Genomic DNA, 23,282 nt, shown 5'->3' with positions numbered 1-23,282 from the left:
GAACACGATGAAGGCGCTGGAAAAGAGCCATCCGCAGGAGGGCCTGTGGATGGTGCAGGCGCCGGTGCCGGAGATCGGCCCCGACGAGGTGCTGATCAAGGTGAAGAAAACCGGCATCTGCGGCACCGACATCCACATCTGGAACTGGGATGAATGGGCCGCGCACACCGTGCCGGTGCCGATGATCACCGGCCATGAGTTCGCGGGCGAGATTGTCGAGATCGGCCGCAATGTCACCGATCTGACGGTGGGGCAGCGCTGCTCCGGCGAGGGGCATCTGATCAAGACCGACTCGCGCCAGAGCCGGGCCGGCAAGTTCCACCTGGACCCGGGCACCCGCGGCATCGGGGTGAACGAGCAGGGAGCTTTTGCCCAGTATCTGAAGCTGCCGGCCTTTAACGTGGTGCCGCTGCCGGATGACATTCCGGACGAGATCGGCGCGATCCTGGACCCCTTGGGCAATGCGGTGCACACGGCGCTGAGCTTTGATCTCTTGGGGGAGGATGTTCTGATCACCGGGGCAGGCCCCATTGGCATCATGGCCGCGGCGGTGGCGAAACATGCCGGGGCGCGGCATGTGGTGATCACCGACATTAACCCGGACCGTTTGAAGCTGGCTGCGCATGTGATGCCGGCGGTGCGCACGGTGGATGTGTCCAAGGAAGAGCTGCAGGACGTGATCCGGGAGCTGGGCATGAAGCAGGGCTTTGACGTCGGGCTGGAGATGTCCGGTTCGCAGGCCGCACTGGATCAGATGGTGGAGGCGCTGGTGATGGGCGGCAAGATTGCGCTCCTTGGCATTCCGCCGGGCAAGTCGCCGGTCGACTGGTCGCGGATCGTGTTCAAGGCGATCACCCTCAAAGGGGTCTACGGTCGCGAGATGTTCGAGACCTGGTACAAGATGATTGCCATGCTGCAGAACGGGCTGGATGTGAGCCGGGTCATCACCCACCGGTTCGGCGTCGATGATTTCGCCGAAGGCTTTGCGGCGATGAAATCAGGCTCCAGCGGCAAGGTGGTGCTGGACTGGACGTGACGGCCGGTTGAGGGGGGCTTTGCCCCCTCGCGCCTTTGGCGCTCTCCCCCAGAGTATTTCGAGAAAGATGAAATGCAGATCAGGGTCTCAGCGGCACCCTGCCCGCTTCTGTCAGCAGCCAGCAGTCGCGGCCTTCGAACACCGCAGCGGTGAGCGGGCGGCCATAGCCGGCGCCGCTGTCGAGGTTGACCCGGTTCACGTGATGCTCCGCCCGTTTCCCCGGAGTGTGCCCATGCACCACCAGCCAGGGGTGGGCGCGTTCGTCGTTCAGGAATTCCTGGCGGATCCAGATCAGGTCGTCCTCGCTCTGGCACTCCAGCGGCAGGCCGGGGCGGATGCCCGCGTGGACGAACAGCAGTTCGCCCTCCTGGTGGCAGGGTTTGAGGCCTGCCAGGAAGTCTAGATGCGCCTGCGGGACTGCAGCGCGGGCACGGGCGTGGGTCTGGTAGATGCGGTCGCTTTCTTCGACCTGGACGCCGTAGGACTGCAGGGTCTCAATGCCGCCGATGCGGTCGTGCAGCCAGTGGTAGCCGACGAGAAGCCGGGCGTCGTTGCGCGGGTAGCTCTCGAGGAACATTGAGAACATGCGGTCGTGGTTGCCCTTGAGGAAAATCCAGCTGCGGCCCGCCGCCTGGCCCTGCAGCAGCCGTTCGATCAGACCGCGGCTGTCCGGGCCGCGGTCTGTGTAATCCCCGAGGAACACGATGCGGGCATCTGCGCCGCCGTCCGCCTCGATCAGCGCCAGCGCCTGTTCCAGCATGGCGAGCTGGCCGTGAATGTCGCCAATGGCGTAGATCGGGGAAGTCATCTGCTGTCCTTTGCTCTTGCCGTTTTGATGCCGGATCGGGCCGTGCACCTCAACCCCGCGGAAAGGGAGGTGCAGCCGGATTCCCCAAAAATCAAAGAAGTATGTTAGGCTGGCGCTTCGAAATCCGCGGTGTCCGGCGATGGAAGAAACGGAACCGCGTCAAGGGAGGGACAAAGGATGAATGGAATTGCACGGGTGTTCATGCTGGTTGCAGTGGCCTGCGCCCTGGGCGGTATGGCTTGGGGGATCCAGATGTCGGCGAGCCAGGATCACCTGCTGTCGCCTGCGCATGGGCATCTGAACCTGCTGGGTTGGGTCAGCTGCGCAATCTATGCCTTTTATTATCACCTGGTGCCAAGCGCCGGTGAAGGCGGGCTGCCGCGGCTCCATCTGGCTGCAACCGTGCTGTCACTGGCACTTCTGGTTCCCGGCATTCCGCTGGCAATTCTGGAGCAGACCGAGATGCTGGCAAAAGCCGGGTCGCTGGCGGCGCTGGTGTCGATGCTGCTGTTCGGCGTTGTTGTCCTGCGCAGCCGGCCGGAGAAGGCAGCCTTCGCGCAGCAGAGATAAAGGAAAAGCCCCCGCGGCACAGGCGGGGGCTTCTGCAAGAGACTGGCCGAACTGGTCAGGCGACGTCGAACTGCAGCGGCTTGATCTGGTTGAACAGACCGGTTTCCGCCAGTTTGGCGCGCACTTCTGCCGGGACTTCATTATCCACATAGAGAAGCGCGATGGCTTCGCCGCCGGCCTCGGACCGGCCCAGGGTGAAGTTGGCGATGTTGACGCCGTGATCACCGAGGGTGTGGCCCAGGGTGCCGATGATGCCGGGCACGTCCTCGTTGGTGGTGTAGAGCATATGCGCGCCCACATCGGCCTCGATGTTGATGCCCTTGATCTGGATGAAGCGCGGCTTGCCGTCGGAGAACACGGTGCCGGCCACCGAACGTTCGCGCTTGGAGGTCACCGCGGTCACCTTGATGTAGCCGTCAAAGGAGCCGGACTTGTCCTGGTTGGTGGTGGAGATCTGGACACCGCGTTCCTTGGCGACGACCGGCGCGGAGACCAGGTTCACCTCCGGGTTGGAGCGTTTCATGATGCCCGCAACCACCGCGCAGTTCAGCGCGTCAAGATTCATGCCTGCGGCGACACCGTCATAGAGGATGTTGATCGCCTTCAGCGGCTCGTCGGTCATCTGGCCGACAAAGCTGCCCAGGTGATCGGCCAGCTTGATCCAGGGTCCCATGACCTTGGCTTCCTCAGCCGTGACGCTGGGCATGTTGAGCGCGTTTTCCACGGCCCCGGTCAGCAGGTAGTTGGACATCTGCTCGGCCACCTGCAGGGCGACGTTTTCCTGCGCCTCGGTGGTGGCGGCGCCCAGATGCGGGGTGCAGACCACGTTGGGCAGGCCAAAGAGGGCGTTTTCCTTGGCCGGTTCGACCGAAAACACGTCGAAGGCGGCGCCCGCCACGTGACCGGAGGTCAGCAGTTCGGCCAGCGCGCCCTCGTCCACCAGGCCGCCACGGGCACAGTTGATGATGCGCACACCCTTCTTGGTCTTCTCCAGGTTCTCCTTGGAGAGAATGTTGCGTGTCTGGTCGGTCAGCGGAACGTGCAGGGTGATGAAGTCGGCGCGCGCCAGAAGCTCATCCAGCTCAACCTTTTCGACGCCCATCTTGTCGGCCTTTTCCTGGCTCAGATAGGGGTCGAAGGCCACAACCTTCATCTTGAGGCCGCGGGCGCGGTCGCAAACGATACCGCCGATGTTGCCGGCACCGATCACGCCCAGGGTCTTGGCGGTCAGCTCAACCCCCATGAACTTGGACTTTTCCCATTTGCCGGCATGGGTGGACGCCGAGGCTTCCGGCAGCTGGCGGGCGACAGCGAACATCATCGCAATCGCGTGTTCGGCAGTGGTGATCATGTTGCCGAAGGGGGTGTTCATCACAATGACGCCGCGCTTGGAGGCGGCTTCCTTGTCGATGTTATCGGTGCCAATACCGGCGCGGCCGATCACCTTGAGGTTACCGGCGTTCTCCAGGATCTTTTCCGTCACCTTGGTGGCGGAGCGGATGGCGAGGCCGTCATACTGGCCGATGATTTCCGCCAGCTTGTCCTTGTCCTTGCCCACGTCGGGCAGGAAGTCGACGTCGATGCCGCGGTCACGGAAGATCTGGACTGCGGCCTCGGACAGCTTGTCGGAGATGAGTACTTTGGGAGCCATGTCTGTGGTCCTTGGAATGTCTGTGCTGGGACGGCGGGCGCAACCGCCCGCCTTAAAAGAGTGCTCAGGCCGCTTCGGTCTGCGCGGCGATCTCGGCCTCGAAGGCCCATTTGATCCAGGGCATCAGCGCAGCCACATCGGCGGCCTCCACCGTGCCGCCGCACCAGATGCGCAGGCCCGGAGGCGCGTCGCGGTAGGCGCCGATGTCATAGGCGACGCCTTCACCTTCCAGCCGTTTGGCCACGGCCTTGGCAAAGGCCGCGCCGTCCTGGATGCGCTCGTCGGTGAACTTGAGGCAGACAGAGGTGTTGGAGCGGTATTCCGGCTGCTCGGCCAGGAAGGCGATCCAAGGATTGTCCTGCACGAAGCTTTGCACCGCGGCCAGGTTGGCATAGGCGCGTTCGCGCAGGCCCTCCATGCCGCCGACCGAGCGGGCCCAGTCGAGCGCCAGCAGGTAATCCTCCACCGCCAGCATCGAGGGGGTGTTGATGGTCGCGCCCTGGAAGATGCCGTCGATCAGCTTGCCGCCCTTGGTCAGGCGGAAGATCTTGGGCAGCGGCCAGGCGGGGGTGTAGCTTTCCAGCCGTTCGACAGCGCGGGGGCTGAGGATGATCATGCCGTGCGCCGCTTCGCCGCCCAGCACCTTCTGCCAGGAGAAGGTGGTCACATCCAGCTTGTCCCAGGGCAGATACTGCGCAAAGGCGGCAGAGGTGGCGTCGCAGATGGTGAGGCCTTCGCGGTCTGCTGCAATCCAATCGCCGTTGGGGACGCGCACACCGGAGGTGGTGCCGTTCCAGGTAAAGACGACGTCATTGGTGAAATCGACGGTGCCGAGATCCACGATCTGGCCGTAGTCGGCAGTTTTGACGGTGGCGTCCAGCTTGAGCTGTTTGACCGCGTCGGTGACCCAGCCGGAGCCGAAGCTTTCCCAGGCCAGCATCTCGACGCCGCGGGCGCCCAGCAGGTTCCACATCGCCATTTCCACCGCGCCGGTGTCGGAGGCGGGCACGATGCCGATCTTGTAATCGGCCGGAATGTTCAGGATTTCCCGGGTGCCTTCGATCGCTGCTTTCAGCTTGTCCTTGCCCACCGCAGCACGGTGCGAGCGGCCCAGCGGCGCGCCTGCAAGTTTGCTCAGATCAAAGACGGGGGGTTTGGCACAGGGGCCGGACGAAAAACGCGGATTGGCCGGCCGCGCGGCAGGTTGTTCAATAGCCATTAAAGCTACCCTTCCAGATAAGCGCCCCTCGTTGGGGAGGGGTGTCCCGTGATCAGAGCTAGTGTGCTGCAGCGCGGCACGCAATAGAGATTTCGGAAAAATGCGGCTGTTCATCTGTTTTTTGCGACATGAATTTCCACCATCGGAAACAGCCGCGCTGAAATGGCGCAAAGGGCTGCACCTTATGATGCCCCCTGTTTTCCGCAGTTTTTTGCCGTCTGGCTGTTCCCGCGGCAGGGCGCTATGACAGGGCAGATAGCGCTGGAACGGAGCCCGCCGATGTACACCGCCACCCTTCTTTGCAATCCCGCCAACCCGGTGCTGGAGCCCGCGCTGATCGAAGCGCTTCGCAATGCCTGGGGCGGTGATGAGGCGGTGTGGCTGGCGCTGGGAGTGGCAGCAGAATTTCCGCTGAAGCAGATGCCGGACAACCGCTGGGACGTCTGGGCGGATCTGCAAGGCATGGGCGTGGATCTGGTCATTCAGCCAAGCGCCGGGCGCAGGAAGAAGATGCTGCTGGCGGACATGGATTCGACCATGATCCAGCAGGAATGCATTGACGAGCTGGCCGAGGAGGCAGGCGTTGGCGCGCGGGTGAAGGACATCACCGCGCGGGCGATGAACGGCGAGCTGGATTTCGAAGGCGCGCTGACAGAGCGGGTCGGGCTGCTGAAGGGGCTGCCGGAGACGGTGATCGCCAAGGTGCTGGATGAGCGCATTACCCTGATGCCCGGCGGCAAGCAGCTGCTGGCGACGATGAAGGCGGATGGCGCCTATGCGGCGCTGGTTTCCGGCGGCTTCACGGCGTTTACCGCACGGGTGGCGGCAGAGTTGGGTTTTGACGAGAACCGCGCCAACACGCTGCTGACCGAGGACGGCAAGCTGACCGGCGAGGCGGGACGGCCGATCCTGGGGCGGGAGGCCAAGGTGGAGGCGCTGGAGCAGATCTCAGCCCGGCTTGGTATCGCGGAGGCGGATGTTATTGCGGTGGGCGACGGTGCAAATGACCTGGGGATGCTTCAGCGCGCGGGCGCGGGCGTGGCGCTGCATGCCAAGCCCTCAGTCGCGGCGGAATGCGAGATCCGCATCAACCACGGCGACCTGACGGCGCTGCTGTATATCCAGGGCTATGCCCAGGACGAGTTCAAGGGCTGATCAATTAGATGCTGGAAGTGGGTTTTGAGACCCTGCTGCTGTTGCTGGCGGCGGGGTTTGCCGCCGGGTTCATTGACGCGATTGCCGGCGGCGGAGGGCTGATCACGGTTCCGGTGCTGCTGCTGGCCGGGGCCAATCCGGTCACCGCGCTGTCGACCAACAAGATTCAGGGTCTGTTCGGCTCAGCAACCGCCGCCTTCACCTATGCGCGGGCCGGACATGTCGACCTGAAGACGCAGATAGGGCCAGCACTGATCGCCTTTGCAGCGGCGGTTGCGGGCGCGTTTCTGGTGGCCTACCTGCCCACCGAGTGGATCCGGGTGATCCTGCCGGTGCTGCTGATCGGGATTGCCATTTTCTTTGCCCTGAAGAAGGGGCTGGATGATCGGGACCGGCACCGCCGCCTGTCCCCCGCCCTGTTCACTGCCCTCATCGTTCCGTTATGCGGGGCCTATGACGGGCTGCTGGGGCCGGGCGCGGGCAGCTTCTATATGCTCGCCTTTGTGTCGCTGGCGGGCTATGGCATCCTGCGTGCAACCGCCCACACCAAGCTGCTGAATTTCGCCTCCAATGCAGGGGGTCTGCTGGCGTTTTCCTTTTTTGCGACGCCGTGGTGGATCACCGGTCTGCTGATGGGCTGCGCCCAGATTGCCGGGGCGCGGGCTGGGGCGGGGCTGGCCAGGAAACAAGGGGCCAAGGTGATCAAGCCGCTGCTGGTGGCGACCTCTGTCTCGTTCGCCGCCAAATTGTTGTGGGATATGATGTGAAGGCTGGCATTGGCTCGCCCATATTTAACATTTCTCTTAATTAACATTCATGCTAATAAATGGTATGGCACCGATTCTGAAATCTTTTGCCGCGCTGTCGGACGAAACACGGCTGATGATCGTGGATCAGCTGATTACTGAGGGCGAACTGCCCGCTGGGGATCTGGCCCCTGGCGCAGGTATCTCGGCGCCCGCAGTGTCGCGCCATCTGAAAGTCCTGCGGGAGGCCGGGCTGGTCACTCAGCGCGCTGAGGGCACAAAGCGGCTGTACTCCGCCCGCCCAGAGGGATTGCGGATGATTGCCGAGTGGACCCAGTCGCGGCGCGCCTTCTGGGAAGGGAGCCTGGACAGGCTGGAGGAAGCCCTGATGGAGGGCGAGGCATGAGCGACCTGCAACTAAAGCGGACATTTCCGATCAGCCCGGAGAAACTGTTTGCCTGGGTGACCACGCCGGACAAGCTGCTGCAATGGTGGGGCCCTGAAGGGGTTACCATTCCGGAGCATGACCTGAACCTGAGCCGCACCGGCCCCTGGTATTCGGTCATGCAGAACAGTGACGGCCAGCGGTTTCATGTTTCCGGCCAGGTGACCCATGTGGATGCGCCGAAATCCGTTGGCTTCACCTGGGCCTGGCACGGCGACGACGGCAGCCGCGGCGATGAGAGCCATGTGACCCTGACCGTCGCAGCCACTGAGGATGGTGCCATGCTGGTGGTCGACCACCGGGATCTGGGCGATGACGGCATTGCCGCCCGCCACGAAGAGGGCTGGACCTCTACCTTGCGCAAACTGGAGGCGCTGCTAGCGGCAAAGACCTGATCCATTAACAAAACCAAGGGAGTAGACCAATGCCACAGTTTGTTTTTGCCTATCACGGCGGCAAGACCCCGGAGAGCGAGGAAGAAGGCGCCAGGGTCATGCAGGCCTGGAAGGACTGGATGGGAGGTATGGGCGATGCCCTGAAGGTGCCGGGTGCACCGGTTGGGATGTCCAAGACCGTCAGCGCCGGCGGGGTTGTTGATAATGGCGGCGCCAATCCGCTGTCAGGTTATTCGGTTGTGGAAGCCGCTGATCAGGACGCAGCCTGCGAGATGGCCAAAGGCTGCCCGATGGTGGCAGACGGCAGCGGTTCGGTAGAAGTCGCTGAAATCATCGACATGGAAATGTAAGAAAATGCCCCGGTTCTGGACCGGGGCATTTGTTTTCAGAACAGTAGCTCGGCAGCGGGGCGGATGGATCCGCATTCCAGCCCGCGGCGGCTGTAGAGCATCTTGTTCATGTATTTAGTGGTCTCCGGGTGATCTGCGTCCAGCACGCCGAGGCTGACCATCAGCGCCGCAATGGCGCATTCGCTGGCGCGGGTGCTGCCATCGGAGATCTTCAGTGCAACACCCAGTTTCTGCTCTGGCAGGATGGCAATGAATACTGCCTCGGCGCCGGTTTTGATCGCCACCTTGCCGCCCATGGCGCGCATCAAGTTGGTGCAGCAGCGGGTTTCGCCTGCGACCAGCTCAGGATGCGCTGTCATTGCAGCAACCAGCTGCTGTGCGGCCTCGGACGCGCGGTCGGAGCGATCCGCCGCGCTGGCAAACCAAGCCATCGATCGCGCCAGCCCGGTGACGGTGGTGGCAAAATTCGGCGCCGAGCAGCCGTCGATGCCATAGCCAGGGCTGTCCTGGCCGGTGGTTTCCTCAAATGCCGCAAGACAGGCCTGCTGCACCGGGTGGTCCACCTCGATGTATTCGGCATTGCCGCCCAAGTACTGGTTCAGGGTCAGAAAGCCCGCGTGCTTGCCGGAGCAATTGTTGTGGACCTGGCAGGGGCTGTTGTCGGTCTTAATCAGCTCGTTGCGGGCAGGAATATCATCGGGAAGTTGCGGTCCGCAGCGGAAGTCGTCATCGACCAGTCCTAGTTGTCCCAGCCATGCGTTTACCCGGTCTGTGTGGATATGCGCGCCATTGTGCGAGGCGCAGGCCAGTGCCAGCTGCTCAGACGTCAGCCCGTAGCGCGCGGCAGCGCCAGAGGTGATCAGCGGCAGCGCCTGGATCATCTTGGCAGAACTGCGCGGATAAATCACCGCGTCCGGATCGCCCCAGCTGCGCACCACCTGGCCGCTGCCGTCGCAGATGACGGCATGGCCCAGGTGCAGGCTTTCCAGCAGCGGGCCGCGCCAGACTTCGGCCATGGGCACTGGATTCGGCATGTTGTCTCCCCTCATGTTTTCTGGGCGAATTCCTGCCAAAACGCACTTTCGCCCGTGGTGCTAGTTACGTTAGTGTGCTTGTGTAGCGCAAGCGAAGGGATCGGGACCAGACAGCGGTTGAACGCTGCGGGCCCTTTGCTTGGTTTTGAGGTATGAAAGAACAGTCTTGGAGTCGGGACAAATGGCATTGAAACTCGCCCGCGTGGCTGCGGGCCTGTGTCTGGCAGCATTGGCAACCGCCGCAACTGCACAGGAAACGTCGAACAACCGGGTTGCGGCCAAGGTCGATTGGAGCGTTTTCGAGGGCAATGACCCGAACGAATGCTGGGGGGTTTCCGCACCGAAAGAGACCGTGAACACCCGCGACGGCCGTGTCGTGGCGGTGCGCCGCAGCGAGATCCAGCTGTTTGTCACCTTCCGCAGCAGCGATGCGCCCAAGGGCGAGGTGAGCTTTACCGGCGGCTATCCGTTTGCGCCGGGATCGACCGTCAACATGGCGATCGGCGAATCCGAATTTGAGCTGTTCACCGAGGGCGAATGGGCCTGGCCGGCGACTCCTGCGGATGACGCCAAGATTGTCACCGCCATGAAGCGCGGCTCCGATGCGGTGCTGACGGCACGATCGGCCCGCGGCACCCAGACCAAGGACACCTTCTCGCTGCTGGGGTTCACCGCAGCAGTGGAAGACGCGGAAAAGCGCTGCAGCAAGTAACCCCGTGCAAGTGCGGAAATCTGGCAAACCCCGGCCTGCGCCGGGGTTTTCTTGTGTAAAACCGGAGCGGCGCGTAACATGAGGCAGGAGGTACCCGCCATGCTGCGCCATGTTGCCTGCTGTCTTTTTCTGGCAGCGACGCCCGGATTTGCCGATCCCGCCCTGGAGTGCGGCGATGCCGGTTCTCAGGTTGAAATCGGCGCTTGTGTTGCCGAAGACGAGGAGCGCGTGGAAGCCGCGCTGGCCACGGCATTGCGATTTGCGCAGGAGGCTGCCGAAAAGCTGGACAGCATAACTGAACGGGTTGTTGCAGTTCCGGCGCTTGAGGCAGGGCAAAAGGCCTGGGAAGCCTATCGTGAGGAGCATTGCGCCTTTGTCGGGGCAACATACGGCGGCGGATCCGGCACAGGCATTGCAATCCGCTCCTGCTGGACGTCGCTTGGCCGTGCCAGAGTTGATGAGCTTATGCGCTACACCCGGTAGCAGGCTCTGTCGGCATTTTCGCAGGATTCCTTTTGATCTCTGTTCGAATTCCTATATAGAGCCGCATCCGCTCACCATGACCCGAGGCTTTTGCCATGACCGCCAGCGCGCCGATCACCCAGGACGTTATGACCCTGCCCCGCAAGGAGCCCGAGGGCGGCAAGATCAATCTTGTCGGCCTGACCCGTGAGCGGATGCGCGACGTGCTGATCGAACACGGCACACCGGAAAAACAGGCCAAGATGCGGGTCGGCCAGATCTGGCAGTGGATCTACCAGTGGGGCAAGCGCGACTTTGATGAAATGACCAACCTCGCCAAAGCCTATCGGGCGCAGCTGGCAGAGACCTTTGAGATCCGCATTCCGGAAGTGGTGAGCAAACAGGTGTCGACCGACGGCACCCGCAAATACCTGGTGCGGATCAACGGCGGCCATGAGGTCGAGGTGGTCTACATCCCCGAGGACGACCGTGGCACCCTGTGCATTTCCAGCCAGGTGGGCTGCACACTCACCTGCTCCTTCTGCCACACCGGCACCCAGAAGCTGGTGCGCAACCTGACCCCCGCTGAAATTGTCGGCCAGGTAATGATGGCCCGTGACGATCTCGAGGAGTGGCCCGTACCGGGCGCCCCCAAGGACGAGACGCGGCTGCTGTCGAACATCGTGCTGATGGGCATGGGCGAGCCGCTCTACAATTTCGACAACGTGCGCGACGCGATGAAGATCGCGATGGACCCGGAGGGCATATCACTGTCCCGCCGCCGGATAACCCTGTCGACCTCCGGCGTGGTGCCGGAGATTACCCGGACAGCCGACGAAATCGGCTGTCTGCTGGCAATTTCCTTCCATGCCACCACCAACGAGACCCGCGACGTGCTGGTGCCGATCAACAAGCGCTGGAACATCGACGAGCTGCTGCAGGCGCTGGCGGATTACCCCAAGGCATCGAACTCCGAACGGATCACCTTTGAATATGTGATGCTGGACGGGGTGAACGACACGGATGAGGACGCGCACCGGCTGATCGACCACATCAAGCGCTACAACATCCCGGCCAAGATCAACCTGATCCCCTTTAACGAATGGCCGGGCAGCCCGTACAAGCGGTCATCCAACAATCGCATCCGGGCTTTTGCCAACATCATCTATCAAGCGGGCTATGCCTCGCCGATCCGCAAGACCCGTGGCGATGACATCATGGCGGCCTGCGGCCAGCTGAAGTCTGCCACCGAACGGGCCCGCAAGAGCCGCAAGCAGATTGAGGCTGAAGCCGGGATGAAGTGACCCGGCTCCGGCCCCGCTGCGGCAGGGTCCCCGGCTGCCTTAACTGAAGATGAAATCGTCTGACGACAGGCTGCCGGTGTAGCCGGTCAGTTCTATGTCGTGGTTGCCGTAGTAGCTGATCTGGGTATTGCCGTTCTGCTGCGTAATGGTCAGATCGCTGAAGCTGCTGACCACTGTGCCGGAGAACTCGATCCAGTCATTGCCATTACCGAAGTCAGTGATGACTTCATCTTCCCAGTAGTCCGCGTTTTCAAAGACAAAGACGTCAGCATGGGCCCCTCCGGTCAGCACGTCGGACCCATCCCCGCCAACCAGCCTGTCAGCCCCACCACCGGCTTTCAGCGTGTCGTCGCCGCGTCCGCCATAGAGCGTGTCACGGCCCCAGGACGCAAAAAGCCTGTCGCCCTCGTCAGCCTGACCTGAGTAGGTGCTCTGGTCGACACCACCTATCAGAATATCATGCCCTTTGCCGCCGTAGATCCGATCAGTGCCATAGCTGCCCGTGACGGTATCGTCGCCGTTACCGCCATAGAGTTTGTCATTTCCCTCACGGCCAAGGACGTTGTCATCACCATCGCCAGCGTAAACTTTGGATCGCTGGCCTGCCGCAAGCATCGTTTCAGAACGTGCGCTTCCAGCGATCACCACATGCCGGTCCGAGCTGTATGAAACCTTCCAGCCGATGGTGCCGCTGGCACTCCCGTAGATGTGCTCCAATGCTTGGACATCAAACGTGCCAAGTTCGGTGACGTTGTAGCCGCCATAGGTATACGTCATGACGGTGTGCTCCTGGTCATCCAGGTGATCCGCCAGCGTCGGGTCGCCGTCATGCGGATGCTTCAGCCCAAGTGAATGCCCAATTTCATGCAGCACTGTTTCATAGCCGTAAGAGCCTGGCGTCATATTGCTGCCCTGGATTGCCAGCTGCCCCATGCCAGTGGCGTAAGGGCTGGACCAGGAGTAATGCGCCCAGCCGGCCGCGGAGCCGCCTTCATAACCGAAAACATTGACCATCGCAGGACGATCGATTTCGACGAACCGCACACCAGCCGCCTGTTCAAATTCAGCGAGGGCCTGCCGGAAATAGTCGCGCTGGGTGGCGTCAAAGGACCAGTAACTGGTTGCGCCATAGGGATCTTGGGAGACGTCGTCCAGATCGCTGCTGCTGGTAAAGCTGTAGGTGATCACAGACTGGGTGCCGAGATCGGTCTGGCTGTTCCAGCGGTAGTAGCTGTTAGAAGTATAAGCCAATAGAGCTGTGTAGTCTGTAACCTCAGACATCCGGTCTCTCCACTCGTCCACCGGTGACAATCATATGTTCGTAAATGCGGCCAAGTTTGGCCAGTTAGTTGGCGCAACCGGCGCAAAAGCTGCCAGTTTTCCGCAAATGGCAGGTAATTGCGTGTTCAGCGCACTATAGCGGGCAGACTCCAGCCCATCGGTCCTGCCTTGGGGCATTCGCCCCGCAAATGCCAGTTCTGTTACCAATCGGGCACAAAACCGGCGGCAGGCCCGCCTGCCCCATTCTTTCCCCAATCCGGCTCAATTTCCGCCGATTCCCGCAGACAGTTTCCAAATCACGGACAGTCAATTTCAAAAGGAATCAAAGGATTTCCCCGATGGAACAGAATACGGCCACGATCGAAGCTGGCGTGCTGGAACTGGTGCGCAGCGAACGCGAAAAAGCGCTGAGCCCGCGGGAATGGAAATTCCGCCTGCGCGGATACGGCTATGCAGTGAAAACCGTGGGCGGTGCCCAGGTTCTGACCCGGCTGACCACAGGCGCAGCCCTGGGAAAACTGCCGCCGGAGTTCACCTGAGCCCGGCAGCAGCAGACGCAATCCCCTGTCTTAACGCTCGCGGCCCGGCAGGCTGTCGCGCGGAGGCGCGGGTTCCCAGTTGTCGATGATCTCCACCGCTTCCTGGGCGGTGTCGACCACGCGGAACAGGTCCAGATCCTGATCGGAAATGGTGCCGGCATCGGCCAGCGCCTCCCAGTTGACGATCTTGTTCCAGAAATCCTTGCCAAACAGAAGGAACGGCACCCGCTCCATGCGGCCGGTCTGGATCAGGGTCAGGCTTTCGAACAGCTCATCCAGGGTGCCAAAGCCGCCCGGGAACACGGTGATCGCCCGCGCCCGCATCAGGAAATGCATCTTGCGGATCGCGAAATAGTGGAAGTTGAAGCTGAGGTCTGGCGTCACATAGCTGTTGGGCGCCTGCTCATGCGGCAGCACAATTGACAGGCCGACGGAATGGCCGCCGGCATCCTGTGCGCCGCGGTTGCCCGCCTCCATCACACCCGGACCGCCACCGGTCACCACGACGTTATGGCGGCCGCCGCTTTCCTTTGACTTTTCGGTCATCAGCCGGGCAAACTCACGCGCCTCATCGTAGAAATGCGACAGATCGGCCAGCGTCCGGGTGCGCGCCTTGTCCTTGTGCGCGGGATCCGGAATGCGGGCGCCGCCGAACATCACGATGGTGCTTTCGATGCCATGCTCGTTCAGCAGCAGCTCCGGCTTCAACAGCTCCAGCTGCAGGCGCACCGGGCGCAGTTCATCCCGGCACAGAAACTCCTCATCCGCAAAGGCCAGCCGGTAGGCTGGCGCCTGCGTCTGCGGTGTGGCGGGCACATGTTCGGCCCGGTCCCGGTCGGAATGTGCGTCGCGGAAACGGCTGTGGCGATCTTCGGTCATTGGCAATCCAGGTAAGAAATAACAGGACCTCCTTTGTAACCCTCCTTGGCTGTTAGCGCCAATCAAGAAAGCAGGAAACGCGCCGTTCCGCTTGCGCCCCGCTCCGGCGCGGCTAAGGTTCCGGCCGGACAGGCAGGGAGGAATGCGCATGGACTGGCAGGGTGAAATCGAAGCGGCGGCAGGACGCATCCGCCCGCACGTGCAGCAAACGCCCGAAATGCAGACCCGCGGGTTCGGGCTGGGCTACCCGGTGGAACTGAAGCTGGAGCACATGCAGCACACCGGCAGCTTCAAGGCCCGCGGCGCCTTTAACACACTGCTGAGCCAGGAGGTGCCCGCTGCCGGTCTCGTCGCGGCCTCCGGCGGCAATCACGGGGCGGCTGTTGCCTATGCCGCGCATCAGCTGGGCCACAAGGCGCGGATCTATGTGCCCGAGATGGCCGGGCCTGCCAAGATTTCCCTGATCGAGCGCACCGGTGCCGATCTGCAGGTTGTGCCCGGCGCCTATGCAAATGCGCTGGAAATGGCGCAGGTCTATGAGGCCGAGACCGGCGCCATGCAGGTGCACGCTTATGACGCGACTGCCATCGTGGCGGGGCAAGGCACCTGTTTTGCCGAGTGGCAGGCGCAGGGGCTGCAGGCAGATACCCTGCTGATTGCAGTGGGCGGCGGCGGGCTGATCGGCGGCGCTCTGGCCTGGTTCCAAGGCGCGCGCAAAGTCGTCGCGGTAGAGCCGGAAACCTCCTGTGCGCTGAACGCCGCGCTGGCGGCCGGGCAACCGGCCGATGTCGAGGTCTCAGGCTTGGCAGCCAACGCGCTGGGGGCAAAACGCATCGGCAGCATCTGCTTTGAGCTGGCCGCAGCGCAGGGTGTCACATCCCTCACCGTGCCGGACAGCGCCATCACTCAGGCCCAGACAGCGCTCTGGCGCGAACGCCGGATCCTGGTGGAGCCCGCAGGCGCCACCGCGCTGGCGGCGCTGATGTGCGGCGCCTACCGTCCCGCCGCTGGAGAGCGCGTGGCGGTGCTGATCTGCGGCGGCAACATTGCCCCGGATCCGCTGGGATAACCCTTGCAGCAACCGGCAGGCCGCCCTATCGCAATACCATGTCCGCAACGATTGCCGATACGATCTATCAAGCGTTAAGCGAGCGCATTGTCACCGGCAGCCTGCCTGCGGGTGAAAAGCTGCGCCAGGACCATATCGCGCGGGAGTTCGCGGCCAGCCATGTGCCGGTGCGCGAGGCATTGCTGCGGCTGGAGGCGCACGGGCTGGCGGTATCCGAACCCCGCCGCGGCACAAGGGTCAGCGCCCTGAACCCCGCCGAAATCCGCGAAGTGATCGAGATGCGGGTCTCGCTTGAAGTCCTGGCCTTGACTCACGCCTTTCCGCGGCTGACCGCGGAGGATATCGAAGCAGCCGACGCTGCCCGCCTGGCCTGCGATGCTGCCGGGGACATGGCAGGCTGGGAGCGGCTGAACCGTGCCTTTCACCACGTGATCCTGGCACCTTGCGCGATGCCGCGGCTGCTGGCGGCGATCAGCGATCTGCATATCGCCGCCGCAAGGCACCTGTTCGCCAATTGGCAGCATCAGTGGACCCGCCGCGCGGATTCCGATCACGCTGCCATTGTTCAGGCGATGGCGCGGCGTGATGCTGCCGGGGCCTGCGAGATTCTGCGCCGGCACCTGCGCAGGGTGCGCTGACCGGCTGGAACCCGGCAAAACGCCGTCGGGGGCGGCAATTTGGACGCAATCCGGACATGACCTGCAGGCAGTTTGCCGGTATGAAGCTCCGAATCTAACCGATGCCGGAGGAACATCCATGTCCAACGCCCAGCTGGAAGCAGCAATCGAAGCCGCCTGGGAGGCGCGCGACACCATCACCCCCGCCACCACCAGCGAGCAGCGTGAAGCCATTGAGGACACCCTGAACGCACTGGACTCCGGGTCCCTGCGGGTGGCTGAGAAGCTGGAGAACGGCGACTGGCACGTGAACCAATGGGCCAAGAAAGCCGTGCTGCTCGGCTTCCGCATCAAGGACATGGAAATCCACGAAGGCGGCCCGCAGGCCGGCGGCTGGTGGGACAAGGTCGACAGCAAGTTCAACGGCTGGGGCGAAGCCGACTGGAAATCCGCAGGCTTCCGTGCAGTGCCGAACTGCGTCGTCCGCAAATCCGCCTATATCGCGCCCGGCGCGGTGCTGATGCCCTCCTTTGTGAACCTCGGCGCCTATGTCGACGAAGGCACCATGGTGGACACTTGGGCCACCGTCGGCTCCTGTGCCCAGATCGGCAAGAACGTGCACCTGTCGGGAGGTGTCGGCATCGGCGGCGTGCTGGAGCCGATGCAGGCCGGCCCGACCATCATCGAGGACAATTGCTTCATTGGCGCCCGTTCCGAGGTGGTCGAAGGCTGCATCGTGCGCGAAGGCTCGGTGCTGGGCATGGGCGTGTTCATCGGCAAGTCGACCAAGATTGTCGACCGTGAGACCGGCGAAGTGATGTACGGCGAAGTGCCGCCCTACTCGGTGGTTGTGGCAGGCTCGATGCCGTCCAAGAACAACATCAGCCTCTACTGCGCGGTGATCGTGAAGCGCGTTGATGAGAAGACCCGCTCCAAGACTGGCATCAACGAGCTGCTGCGCGACTGACCCGCACCGTTAACCTAAAGCAAGGAACGCGCCTCTTGCGGGGCGCGTTTTCTTTTGTTTCCGGCGGCCGCCGGCTTGCCTCTGAATTGCAAACCTCTTGCCGCGCAATAAACATGGCGCTAATGATATTATATCTACACATAAGAGGGTCAAATGCAGACCATTTTTGCCCAGCGCGCCCGCCTGCCCCAGGGATGGGCTGAAAACATCCGGCTGACGATTGATAATAGCCGGATTGCCGCACTGGAAACGGGCGCCCGGCCGCTCTCCGGGGATGCGCTGGCGGATGTGCTGCTGCCATCGCTGGGCAACCTGCATTCACACAGCTTCCAGCGCGCGATGGCGGGCATGACGGAGTACCGCGCGGCCGGCAAGGACAGCTTCTGGACCTGGCGCGAGCTGATGTACCGCTTTATGGAGCGCATCACGCCTAAGCAGTATGAGGCTATTGCAGCGCTGGTGTTCATGGAAATGCTGGAGGCAGGGTATGCCTCGGTCGGTGAATTTCACTATGTCCACCATCAGCCAGGCGGAGCGCATTTTGCCTCCGTGACGGAGCTCAGCGAGCGGGTTTTTGCGGCCGCCGTCCAGACCGGCATCGGCTTAACCCACCTGCCAGTTCTCTACACCTACGGCGGCGCCGGTAAGCAGGAGCTAAGCGGCGGTCAGCAGAGGTTTGGCAACTCCGTTGCAGACTTTTCTGATCTCGTCACCCGCGCCCGCGGGATTGCCGCGCGGGAGCTGCCCGCTGATGCCTGTGTCGGCATTGCGCCGCATTCGCTGCGGGCCACTTGTCCCGAGGATCTGGCCGAGGTGCTGCAGATCCAGGATGGGCTGCCGGTGCACATCCACATCTCCGAGCAGCCCAAGGAAGTGGCCGACATCAGCGCCTGGCTGGGCGCGCGGCCTGTTGAATGGCTGCTGCAAAACGCAGACGTTGATGGCAAATGGTGCCTGATCCACGCCACCCACATGACCAGCGCCGAAACCATCGGCATGGCGCGGTCCGGCGCCGTTGCAGGTCTCTGCCCGATCACAGAGGCGAACCTGGGCGACGGGCCGTTCAACGGGGTGGAATACATGGCGCATGACGGGGCATTTGGTGTTGGTTCAGACTCTAACGTGCGGATATCGCTGCCGGAGGAACTGCGCACGCTGGAATACTCCCAGCGGCTGAGGGACCTGGCGCGCAATGTGCTGGTGCGGGCTGAGGGCTCGGTGGGCGAAACGTTGTACCTAGGCGCGGCAAAAGGCGGCGCGCAAGCTTTGGGCCGCGACGCCGGGCGGATTGAGGAAGGCGCGCTGGCGGATCTGATGGCAATTGACAGCGGCCTACCGGCTCTTTGCGCATTGAAACCAGAACAACTGCTGGACGGTCTCTGCTTTGCGGCAGGCGACGACACTGTCACGGATGTCTGGAGCGCCGGCCGCCATGTGGTCCGGCAGGGCCGCCATATCGCGCGGGACAGCGTGGTTGCAGGCTACAAGATGGCAATCAAGGAACTGTTGAGCAGTCTCTAAACTGGCAAAAACCGCACCTGGATAACAGCGCCGCCGCTGCTGACCATAGCGCCGGCGGCCCGCTTCGTAACCATCCCCTCGCCGGGCCCGAAACGGTCTGTGCCTGGCACCTCCAGGCTGCCTGAGACCACAAACAGCACACGCAGCCCTTCGGCCTCCGGCACCGGGCCGCCGGCAAGAATATCAGGATCTGCCTTCACCCTTGCCGGATCATAGATCACATTGAAGGCCTTGCAGGGCCCATCGCGCAACTGGCAGTCCAGCGCTGCTCCGCCATCAAAACACAGCGGATCGAGCGGCCAGGCCTCCATCTGTACGGTTTCATTTGCCAGGGTGTGCCCGGCCCCTTCGACGATGCAATGGATACGGGCGAGGCCAGGAAATGCGGAAAACGGACCGTTCCGTGTGATGTCCGCCAGACTCAGGCGCCAGACCATCCTTCCGCCTTCATCCTGCGAGGCCAGTTCCCGGGTTACGCCGCCGCCGTTTTTCCACGGCACGGGCTGGGCAGTCAGGGCGGAGATGCGCATGGGGCTGTCCTCTTCCCATTCGGATACTCCCAGCCATAAAGCCGAGAGGTGAAATACCGCAAGCCTTCCGTTTACCGCTCACCCCGCCAAGGCCGCCCGCGCAATTTGATTGACCATCCCCCTGCCCCGGCGCTATGGCGGCGCCATGGAAAAGAAGAAACCCTCCCGCCAGCAAGTCTATACCCTGCTTGTCCAGATCGGACGCAAGGACGGGGACGGCCTGCCCGATGGCGCCACCGGCGCTGCGCTGATGATCTATGCGTCTGGCATTGATGAAGCTGAGGCGGTGCGGGAAACCGTGGCGATCCTAAAACAAGCCGATACCGCGCCATTGGACGTGACCGGATACGGCACGCTGGAAGAACGCGAGGCCGAAGGCCATGAAATCGGCGATGAGGAACGTGACCTGATGCAGCGGGCGCTAGAAGAAAACGCGGTGATTGTCGCTCAGATGACCCCGTTCTTCGACGGAGAAGAACCGGTTTTCCATTAACCGCCAGCGTCAGTTCTGACTGCCGAACCATTTACGGTAGAGGGCGTCATAGCTGCCGTCCTCCTGCATCGTCAGGAGAACCTGATTCACCTCTTCTACCAGAGGCGATCCGGCCGGGAAAACCAGCCCGTAATTTTCCCGCAGGAATGGCTGGCCGATGGTTTGCCCGTATTTATGCCCGCCCTGCTGCTCGTAAAACTTCAGCACCGGCGCATCAAAGACCACAGCCTTGACCTCAGATGCCTCAAACGCGGCAAGCATCTCTTCCAAACCTGCAAAGGCGGCATAATCAATCTCGCGCCGGTCGAGGAACCCTGAAGCGGTGGAGCCGCCGATAGTGCCGACGGACCTGCCGTAGAGGTCATTGACAGAGTTCACTGAGCCGCTGATGGCTTCGACTGTCATAACCGCAGTAATCTTGGCAACAAAGATGGAGACGATGAAGAGCGACGAGATCACCAGCAGCACGCCGAACATGCGGCCGATGGGCGTGCGCGGCACCCGTTCCTCAAACCCGCCGTTCACCACCAGGTTCAACGCCCACCAGAAGGACGGAAACCAGGCCTCTTTCAGCGGGCGGTCGAAGTAGGGTTGGGCGCGGCGTTCAAACGCCCACATCATCATGCCGCCTCCGAACAGCAGCAGAAAGGCGATGCCGATGGCGGCGGCCAGGTCCCAGGACAACAGCGCCCGCAACAGCGACGGCTCACGGATATCATCGGCCTGCACCATGATCTGAAGGCCGCTTTCAAAGATCGGATGGCTGAAGTCCATCTGGATTTCGCGTGAGGCCGTGATCGAAATATTGGCCGCTGCCAGATCCGCCTCACCGTTGCGGACGCCGTCCAGCATTTCTGCAAAACTGCCGGTGCGGTTGATGCGGTATTCCAGATCCAGCCGCTCGGCGAGGATCTTCAGCAGCTCCAGCGAGAATCCGGTATCGCGCCCTTCCTCGACCATGGAGAACGGCGGCCGGGTCACGGTATTGACGGTCAGAACCTGCGCAGAGAGCATTTGCCCCCAAAGCATGAAAAGAGCAGCGGTGATCAGGCGGGAGTACAGCACGGAAACGCTCGGTTTGGCCTCTGATAGAGTTTCAACGTCCTTAGGCGGATCACCTTTTTCACGCAAGCGGTTTGGCCGCAGAGGCAGAATTGCCGCCGGATGTGTGTCCGGCAGGCAGCCGGGACGGCCGTTACAAATTGCATGACGGCCACGGCATGTCCGGCGTTGCCCGTCAAGGTCTTGCCCGTTTCAGTGCCCGGGCTGTGAATTGCACCGCGCCGCAATCCGGGCTAGGCCTGTGCCACCCGGAACCTGAGGAGCCAGCCGATGCCGCAAACCGATCCCGCCCGCCTGACCGCCGACTTGATCCGCTGCCCGTCGGTCACGCCCGAGGAGGGCGGCGCGCTGGTTTTGCTGGAAAAGCTGCTGAGCGAAGCAGGTTTCACCTGCACCCGCGCCGACCGCGGCGAAGTCAGCAACCTGTTTGCCCGCTGGGGCGCCAAGGGCCACGCCAAAACCTTTGGCTTTAACGGCCACACCGATGTGGTGCCGCTCGGGGATGAAGCTGCCTGGACCATGCCTCCCTTTGGGGCCGAGGAGAAGGACGGCTTCATGTACGGCCGCGGCGCCACCGACATGAAGTCCGGTGTTGCCGCCTTTGCCGCGGCCGCTGTGGACCTTGTGCGGGACACCCCGCCGGATGGCGCCATCATCCTGACCATCACTGGCGATGAGGAAGGCGATGCCGTCGACGGAACCACCGCGCTTCTGGACTACATGGCAGATGCGGGCGAGCAGATGTCGGTCTGCCTGGTGGGCGAGCCCACCTGCCCCAGCGAGATGGGCGAGATGATCAAGATCGGCCGCCGCGGCTCGATGACGGCCTGGTTCACGGTGACCGGTGTGCAAGGGCATTCGGCTTACCCGCACCGTGCCAACAATCCGCTGACCGCAATGGCACGTCTGATGGACCGGCTGGCCATCCATGAACTGGACCAGGGCACTGAACACTTTGACGCCTCCACCCTGGCCGTCGTCACCATCGACACCGGCAACACCGCCACCAACGTGATCCCGGCGCAGGCCACCGCTGCCGTCAACATCCGCTTCAACGACGCCCATTCCGGGGCCGGCCTGACAGAGTGGCTGCAGGGTGAGGCGGACAAAGTGGCTGCGGAATTCGGTGTGGAAACCGGGATGAAGGTGAAGATCTCCGGCGAGAGCTTCATCACCCCGCCGGGCGCGCTGTCGGAGCTGGTCTCCAAAGCGGTTGAGGCAGAGACCGGGAAAGTTCCTGAACTGTCGACCACCGGCGGCACTTCCGACGCGCGGTTTGTGAAAAACCACTGCCCGGTTGTGGAATTCGGCCTGGTTGGCAAGACCATGCACCAGGTGGACGAGCGGGTCGAGGTCGCCCAGATTCACCAGCTGAAAGCCATCTATAGCCGCATCCTGCAGGACTATTTCGCATGAGCCTGAGCATTTCGGTCTCCGGGGATCTCAAGACATGCTTTGCCTTGCGCCACCAAGTGTTCGTGGAAGAGCAAGGTGTGCCGGTGGAGGAGGAACAGGACGACCTGGACGCCGCTGCCACCCATCTTCTGGCGCTGCAAGAAGGTGTCCCGGTTGGGACGGCACGGATTGTGTTCCGTGGGAATGCCGCCAAGATCGGCCGGGTCTGTGTACTGCCGTCTGCCCGCGGCACCGGGCTTGGCGCCAAGTTGGTTGAGGCTGCCGTGGATGCCGCACAAGCACATCCCGGCGTAACCAAGGCCAAGCTTGGCGCACAGATCCATGCGCTCGGCTTCTATGAAAAACTTGGCTTCACTGCCGTTGGCCCGGTCTATGACGATGCTGGCATCGACCATCGGGACATGGTGCGCGATTTCACGTGAAACGCACCCTGTTCATCATGCTCAAGGAACCGCGCCCCGGACGGGTCAAGACCCGGCTGGGCCGGGATATTGGCGTGATCCCGGCCACCTGGTGGTTCCGCCATCAGTCTGCCCGGCTGATCCGCCGGCTGCGCGACCCGCGCTGGCAGATTGTGCTGGCGGTGGCACCGGATACCGCAGCCGCTTCAAAAGCCTGGCCCGCTGATTTGCCCCGCCTGCCGCAAGGTGGCGGTGATCTGGGACAACGAATGAAACGGATGCTGCGGGCTGCTCCTGGGTCCGCCTGCCTGATCGGCGCCGACATCCCCGGCATCACCCGGGCCCATATCGCCCGCGCCTTTGCAGCCCTTGGCGGTCATGACGCGGTTTTTGGTCCGGCAGCGGACGGCGGTTATTGGCTGGTGGGCGCAAAGCATCCATCCCGCCTGCCAAAAGGCATGTTCGAAAATGTCCGCTGGTCCAGCGAACATGCACTGGCCGACACGCTAAACACACTGCCCGGCTGGCGCATCGCGCTGACCGACACCCTCAAGGACGTCGACACCGCCGCCGATCTGCCGCAGCGCTGACGTTTCGCTTTTCACCATGACGCCGCTCCC

At 62.7% G+C, this 23,282-nt stretch carries 27 protein-coding genes; 19 read left to right on the top strand and 8 right to left on the bottom strand.

Going from position 1 to position 23,282, the window contains the following annotated elements; translation table 11 throughout:
* Window positions 1-7: 7 nt before the first annotated feature.
* Window positions 8-1,036, top strand: coding sequence for an L-threonine 3-dehydrogenase (gene tdh / locus K3725_RS19390; protein WP_260018646.1), 1,029 nt, complete (start codon window positions 8-10; stop codon window positions 1,034-1,036).
* A 79-nt stretch (window positions 1,037-1,115) separates the two neighbouring features.
* Here tdh and K3725_RS19385 read toward each other — a convergent pair whose 3' ends face one another.
* Entirely contained in the window at window positions 1,116-1,844 is a 729-nt protein-coding gene (locus tag K3725_RS19385) for a metallophosphoesterase family protein (protein ID WP_260016859.1), read from the bottom strand.
* Window positions 1,845-2,021: 177 nt separating this feature from the next.
* Here K3725_RS19385 and K3725_RS19380 point away from each other — a divergent pair, with 177 nt between their 5' ends.
* The gene (locus tag K3725_RS19380; RefSeq protein ID WP_260016858.1) at window positions 2,022-2,414 is read left to right on the top strand and encodes a hypothetical protein; all 393 of its coding nucleotides are present in this window, start codon (window positions 2,022-2,024) and stop codon (window positions 2,412-2,414) included.
* A 55-nt stretch (window positions 2,415-2,469) separates the two neighbouring features.
* On the opposite strand, the gene serA is transcribed toward K3725_RS19380, so the two are convergent.
* Window positions 2,470-4,065, bottom strand: coding sequence for a phosphoglycerate dehydrogenase (gene serA / locus K3725_RS19375; RefSeq protein WP_260016857.1), 1,596 nt, complete (start codon window positions 4,063-4,065; stop codon window positions 2,470-2,472).
* 64 nt (window positions 4,066-4,129) lie between these two features.
* Entirely contained in the window at window positions 4,130-5,284 is a 1,155-nt protein-coding gene (locus K3725_RS19370) for a phosphoserine transaminase (RefSeq protein WP_260016856.1), read from the bottom strand.
* Between the two features lie 279 nt (window positions 5,285-5,563).
* On the opposite strand from K3725_RS19370, the gene serB reads away from it, so the two are divergent.
* From serB to K3725_RS19345, 5 genes are all read left to right on the top strand, one after another.
* Window positions 5,564-6,439 carry a phosphoserine phosphatase SerB gene (gene serB / locus K3725_RS19365; RefSeq protein WP_260018645.1) on the top strand — a complete coding sequence of 292 codons (876 nt, stop codon included), beginning with the start codon at window positions 5,564-5,566 and terminating at the stop codon, window positions 6,437-6,439.
* Window positions 6,440-6,447: 8 nt separating this feature from the next.
* Entirely contained in the window at window positions 6,448-7,206 is a 759-nt protein-coding gene (locus tag K3725_RS19360) for a TSUP family transporter (protein ID WP_260016855.1), read from the top strand.
* Between the two features lie 64 nt (window positions 7,207-7,270).
* Complete coding sequence (locus K3725_RS19355) at window positions 7,271-7,591, top strand: helix-turn-helix transcriptional regulator (RefSeq protein ID WP_260016854.1); 321 nt, start codon at window positions 7,271-7,273, stop codon at window positions 7,589-7,591.
* Window positions 7,588-8,025, top strand: a complete 438-nt coding sequence (locus K3725_RS19350; protein WP_260016853.1) for an SRPBCC domain-containing protein — start codon at window positions 7,588-7,590, stop codon at window positions 8,023-8,025. The genes K3725_RS19355 and K3725_RS19350 overlap by 4 nt, the downstream gene beginning before the upstream one ends.
* Before the next feature lie 29 nt (window positions 8,026-8,054).
* Window positions 8,055-8,375 (top strand): YciI family protein, encoded by a 321-nt coding sequence (locus K3725_RS19345; protein WP_039147683.1) that lies wholly within the window; start codon window positions 8,055-8,057, stop codon window positions 8,373-8,375.
* 35 nt (window positions 8,376-8,410) lie between these two features.
* Here K3725_RS19345 and K3725_RS19340 read toward each other — a convergent pair whose 3' ends face one another.
* Window positions 8,411-9,409 (bottom strand): asparaginase, encoded by a 999-nt coding sequence (locus K3725_RS19340; RefSeq protein WP_260016852.1) that lies wholly within the window; start codon window positions 9,407-9,409, stop codon window positions 8,411-8,413.
* Between the two features lie 181 nt (window positions 9,410-9,590).
* Here K3725_RS19340 and K3725_RS19335 point away from each other — a divergent pair, with 181 nt between their 5' ends.
* The 3 genes from K3725_RS19335 (at window position 9,591) to rlmN (ending at window position 11,887) form a co-directional block, all read left to right on the top strand.
* On the top strand, window positions 9,591-10,121 hold the full coding sequence (locus K3725_RS19335; protein WP_260016851.1) for an invasion associated locus B family protein: 531 nt from the start codon (window positions 9,591-9,593) through the stop codon (window positions 10,119-10,121).
* A gap of 99 nt (window positions 10,122-10,220) precedes the next feature.
* Window positions 10,221-10,604 (top strand): lysozyme inhibitor LprI family protein, encoded by a 384-nt coding sequence (locus K3725_RS19330; RefSeq protein WP_260016850.1) that lies wholly within the window; start codon window positions 10,221-10,223, stop codon window positions 10,602-10,604.
* A gap of 95 nt (window positions 10,605-10,699) precedes the next feature.
* Window positions 10,700-11,887: a 23S rRNA (adenine(2503)-C(2))-methyltransferase RlmN gene (gene rlmN / locus K3725_RS19325; protein WP_260016849.1), complete on the top strand. Its 1,188-nt coding sequence runs from the start codon at window positions 10,700-10,702 to the stop codon at window positions 11,885-11,887.
* A 39-nt stretch (window positions 11,888-11,926) separates the two neighbouring features.
* Here the strand turns inward: rlmN and K3725_RS19320 are convergent, their stop codons facing one another.
* Window positions 11,927-13,168: a reprolysin-like metallopeptidase gene (locus K3725_RS19320; protein WP_260016848.1), complete on the bottom strand. Its 1,242-nt coding sequence runs from the start codon at window positions 13,166-13,168 to the stop codon at window positions 11,927-11,929.
* A gap of 338 nt (window positions 13,169-13,506) precedes the next feature.
* Here K3725_RS19320 and K3725_RS19315 point away from each other — a divergent pair, with 338 nt between their 5' ends.
* On the top strand, window positions 13,507-13,707 hold the full coding sequence (locus tag K3725_RS19315) for a hypothetical protein (protein WP_260016847.1): 201 nt from the start codon (window positions 13,507-13,509) through the stop codon (window positions 13,705-13,707).
* Between the two features lie 30 nt (window positions 13,708-13,737).
* Here the strand turns inward: K3725_RS19315 and K3725_RS19310 are convergent, their stop codons facing one another.
* Window positions 13,738-14,586 carry a TIGR00730 family Rossman fold protein gene (locus tag K3725_RS19310; protein ID WP_260016846.1) on the bottom strand — a complete coding sequence of 283 codons (849 nt, stop codon included), beginning with the start codon at window positions 14,584-14,586 and terminating at the stop codon, window positions 13,738-13,740.
* 148 nt (window positions 14,587-14,734) lie between these two features.
* Here K3725_RS19310 and K3725_RS19305 point away from each other — a divergent pair, with 148 nt between their 5' ends.
* The 4 genes from K3725_RS19305 to K3725_RS19290 all read left to right on the top strand — a co-directional run bounded on the left by K3725_RS19305 (window position 14,735) and on the right by K3725_RS19290 (window position 18,760).
* The gene (locus K3725_RS19305) at window positions 14,735-15,655 is read left to right on the top strand and encodes a threonine/serine dehydratase (protein WP_260016845.1); all 921 of its coding nucleotides are present in this window, start codon (window positions 14,735-14,737) and stop codon (window positions 15,653-15,655) included.
* 38 nt (window positions 15,656-15,693) lie between these two features.
* On the top strand, window positions 15,694-16,293 hold the full coding sequence (locus K3725_RS19300) for a GntR family transcriptional regulator (RefSeq protein WP_260016844.1): 600 nt from the start codon (window positions 15,694-15,696) through the stop codon (window positions 16,291-16,293).
* Window positions 16,294-16,411: 118 nt separating this feature from the next.
* Window positions 16,412-17,239 (top strand): 2,3,4,5-tetrahydropyridine-2,6-dicarboxylate N-succinyltransferase, encoded by an 828-nt coding sequence (gene dapD / locus K3725_RS19295; protein ID WP_260016843.1) that lies wholly within the window; start codon window positions 16,412-16,414, stop codon window positions 17,237-17,239.
* 153 nt (window positions 17,240-17,392) lie between these two features.
* Window positions 17,393-18,760: a formimidoylglutamate deiminase gene (locus K3725_RS19290; RefSeq protein WP_260016842.1), complete on the top strand. Its 1,368-nt coding sequence runs from the start codon at window positions 17,393-17,395 to the stop codon at window positions 18,758-18,760.
* Here the strand turns inward: K3725_RS19290 and K3725_RS19285 are convergent.
* The gene (locus tag K3725_RS19285) at window positions 18,757-19,290 is read right to left on the bottom strand and encodes a HutD family protein (protein WP_260016841.1); all 534 of its coding nucleotides are present in this window, start codon (window positions 19,288-19,290) and stop codon (window positions 18,757-18,759) included. The genes K3725_RS19290 and K3725_RS19285 overlap by 4 nt on opposite strands.
* 145 nt (window positions 19,291-19,435) lie before the next feature.
* Between K3725_RS19285 and K3725_RS19280 the strand changes: the two genes are divergently transcribed.
* Window positions 19,436-19,783 carry a hypothetical protein gene (locus K3725_RS19280; RefSeq protein WP_260016840.1) on the top strand — a complete coding sequence of 116 codons (348 nt, stop codon included), beginning with the start codon at window positions 19,436-19,438 and terminating at the stop codon, window positions 19,781-19,783.
* A gap of 9 nt (window positions 19,784-19,792) precedes the next feature.
* On the opposite strand, the gene K3725_RS19275 is transcribed toward K3725_RS19280, so the two are convergent.
* Window positions 19,793-20,812, bottom strand: a complete 1,020-nt coding sequence (locus K3725_RS19275) for a transporter substrate-binding domain-containing protein (RefSeq protein WP_260018644.1) — start codon at window positions 20,810-20,812, stop codon at window positions 19,793-19,795.
* 303 nt (window positions 20,813-21,115) lie between these two features.
* Between K3725_RS19275 and dapE the strand changes: the two genes are divergently transcribed.
* From dapE to K3725_RS19260, 3 genes are read left to right on the top strand one after another with little or no spacing between them, the layout of a single operon-like run.
* Window positions 21,116-22,261: a succinyl-diaminopimelate desuccinylase gene (gene dapE / locus K3725_RS19270; protein WP_260016839.1), complete on the top strand. Its 1,146-nt coding sequence runs from the start codon at window positions 21,116-21,118 to the stop codon at window positions 22,259-22,261.
* On the top strand, window positions 22,258-22,683 hold the full coding sequence (locus K3725_RS19265; RefSeq protein WP_260016838.1) for a GNAT family N-acetyltransferase: 426 nt from the start codon (window positions 22,258-22,260) through the stop codon (window positions 22,681-22,683). Before dapE ends, K3725_RS19265 begins: the two co-directional genes overlap by 4 nt.
* On the top strand, window positions 22,680-23,252 hold the full coding sequence (locus tag K3725_RS19260; protein ID WP_260016837.1) for a TIGR04282 family arsenosugar biosynthesis glycosyltransferase: 573 nt from the start codon (window positions 22,680-22,682) through the stop codon (window positions 23,250-23,252). Before K3725_RS19265 ends, K3725_RS19260 begins: the two co-directional genes overlap by 4 nt.
* Window positions 23,253-23,282: the final 30 nt, after the last annotated feature.

This window comes from Leisingera sp. S132 (assembly GCF_025144465.1).
GTDB lineage: Bacteria > Pseudomonadota > Alphaproteobacteria > Rhodobacterales > Rhodobacteraceae > Leisingera.
This window is presented reverse-complemented; position numbering and strand designations above follow the sequence as displayed.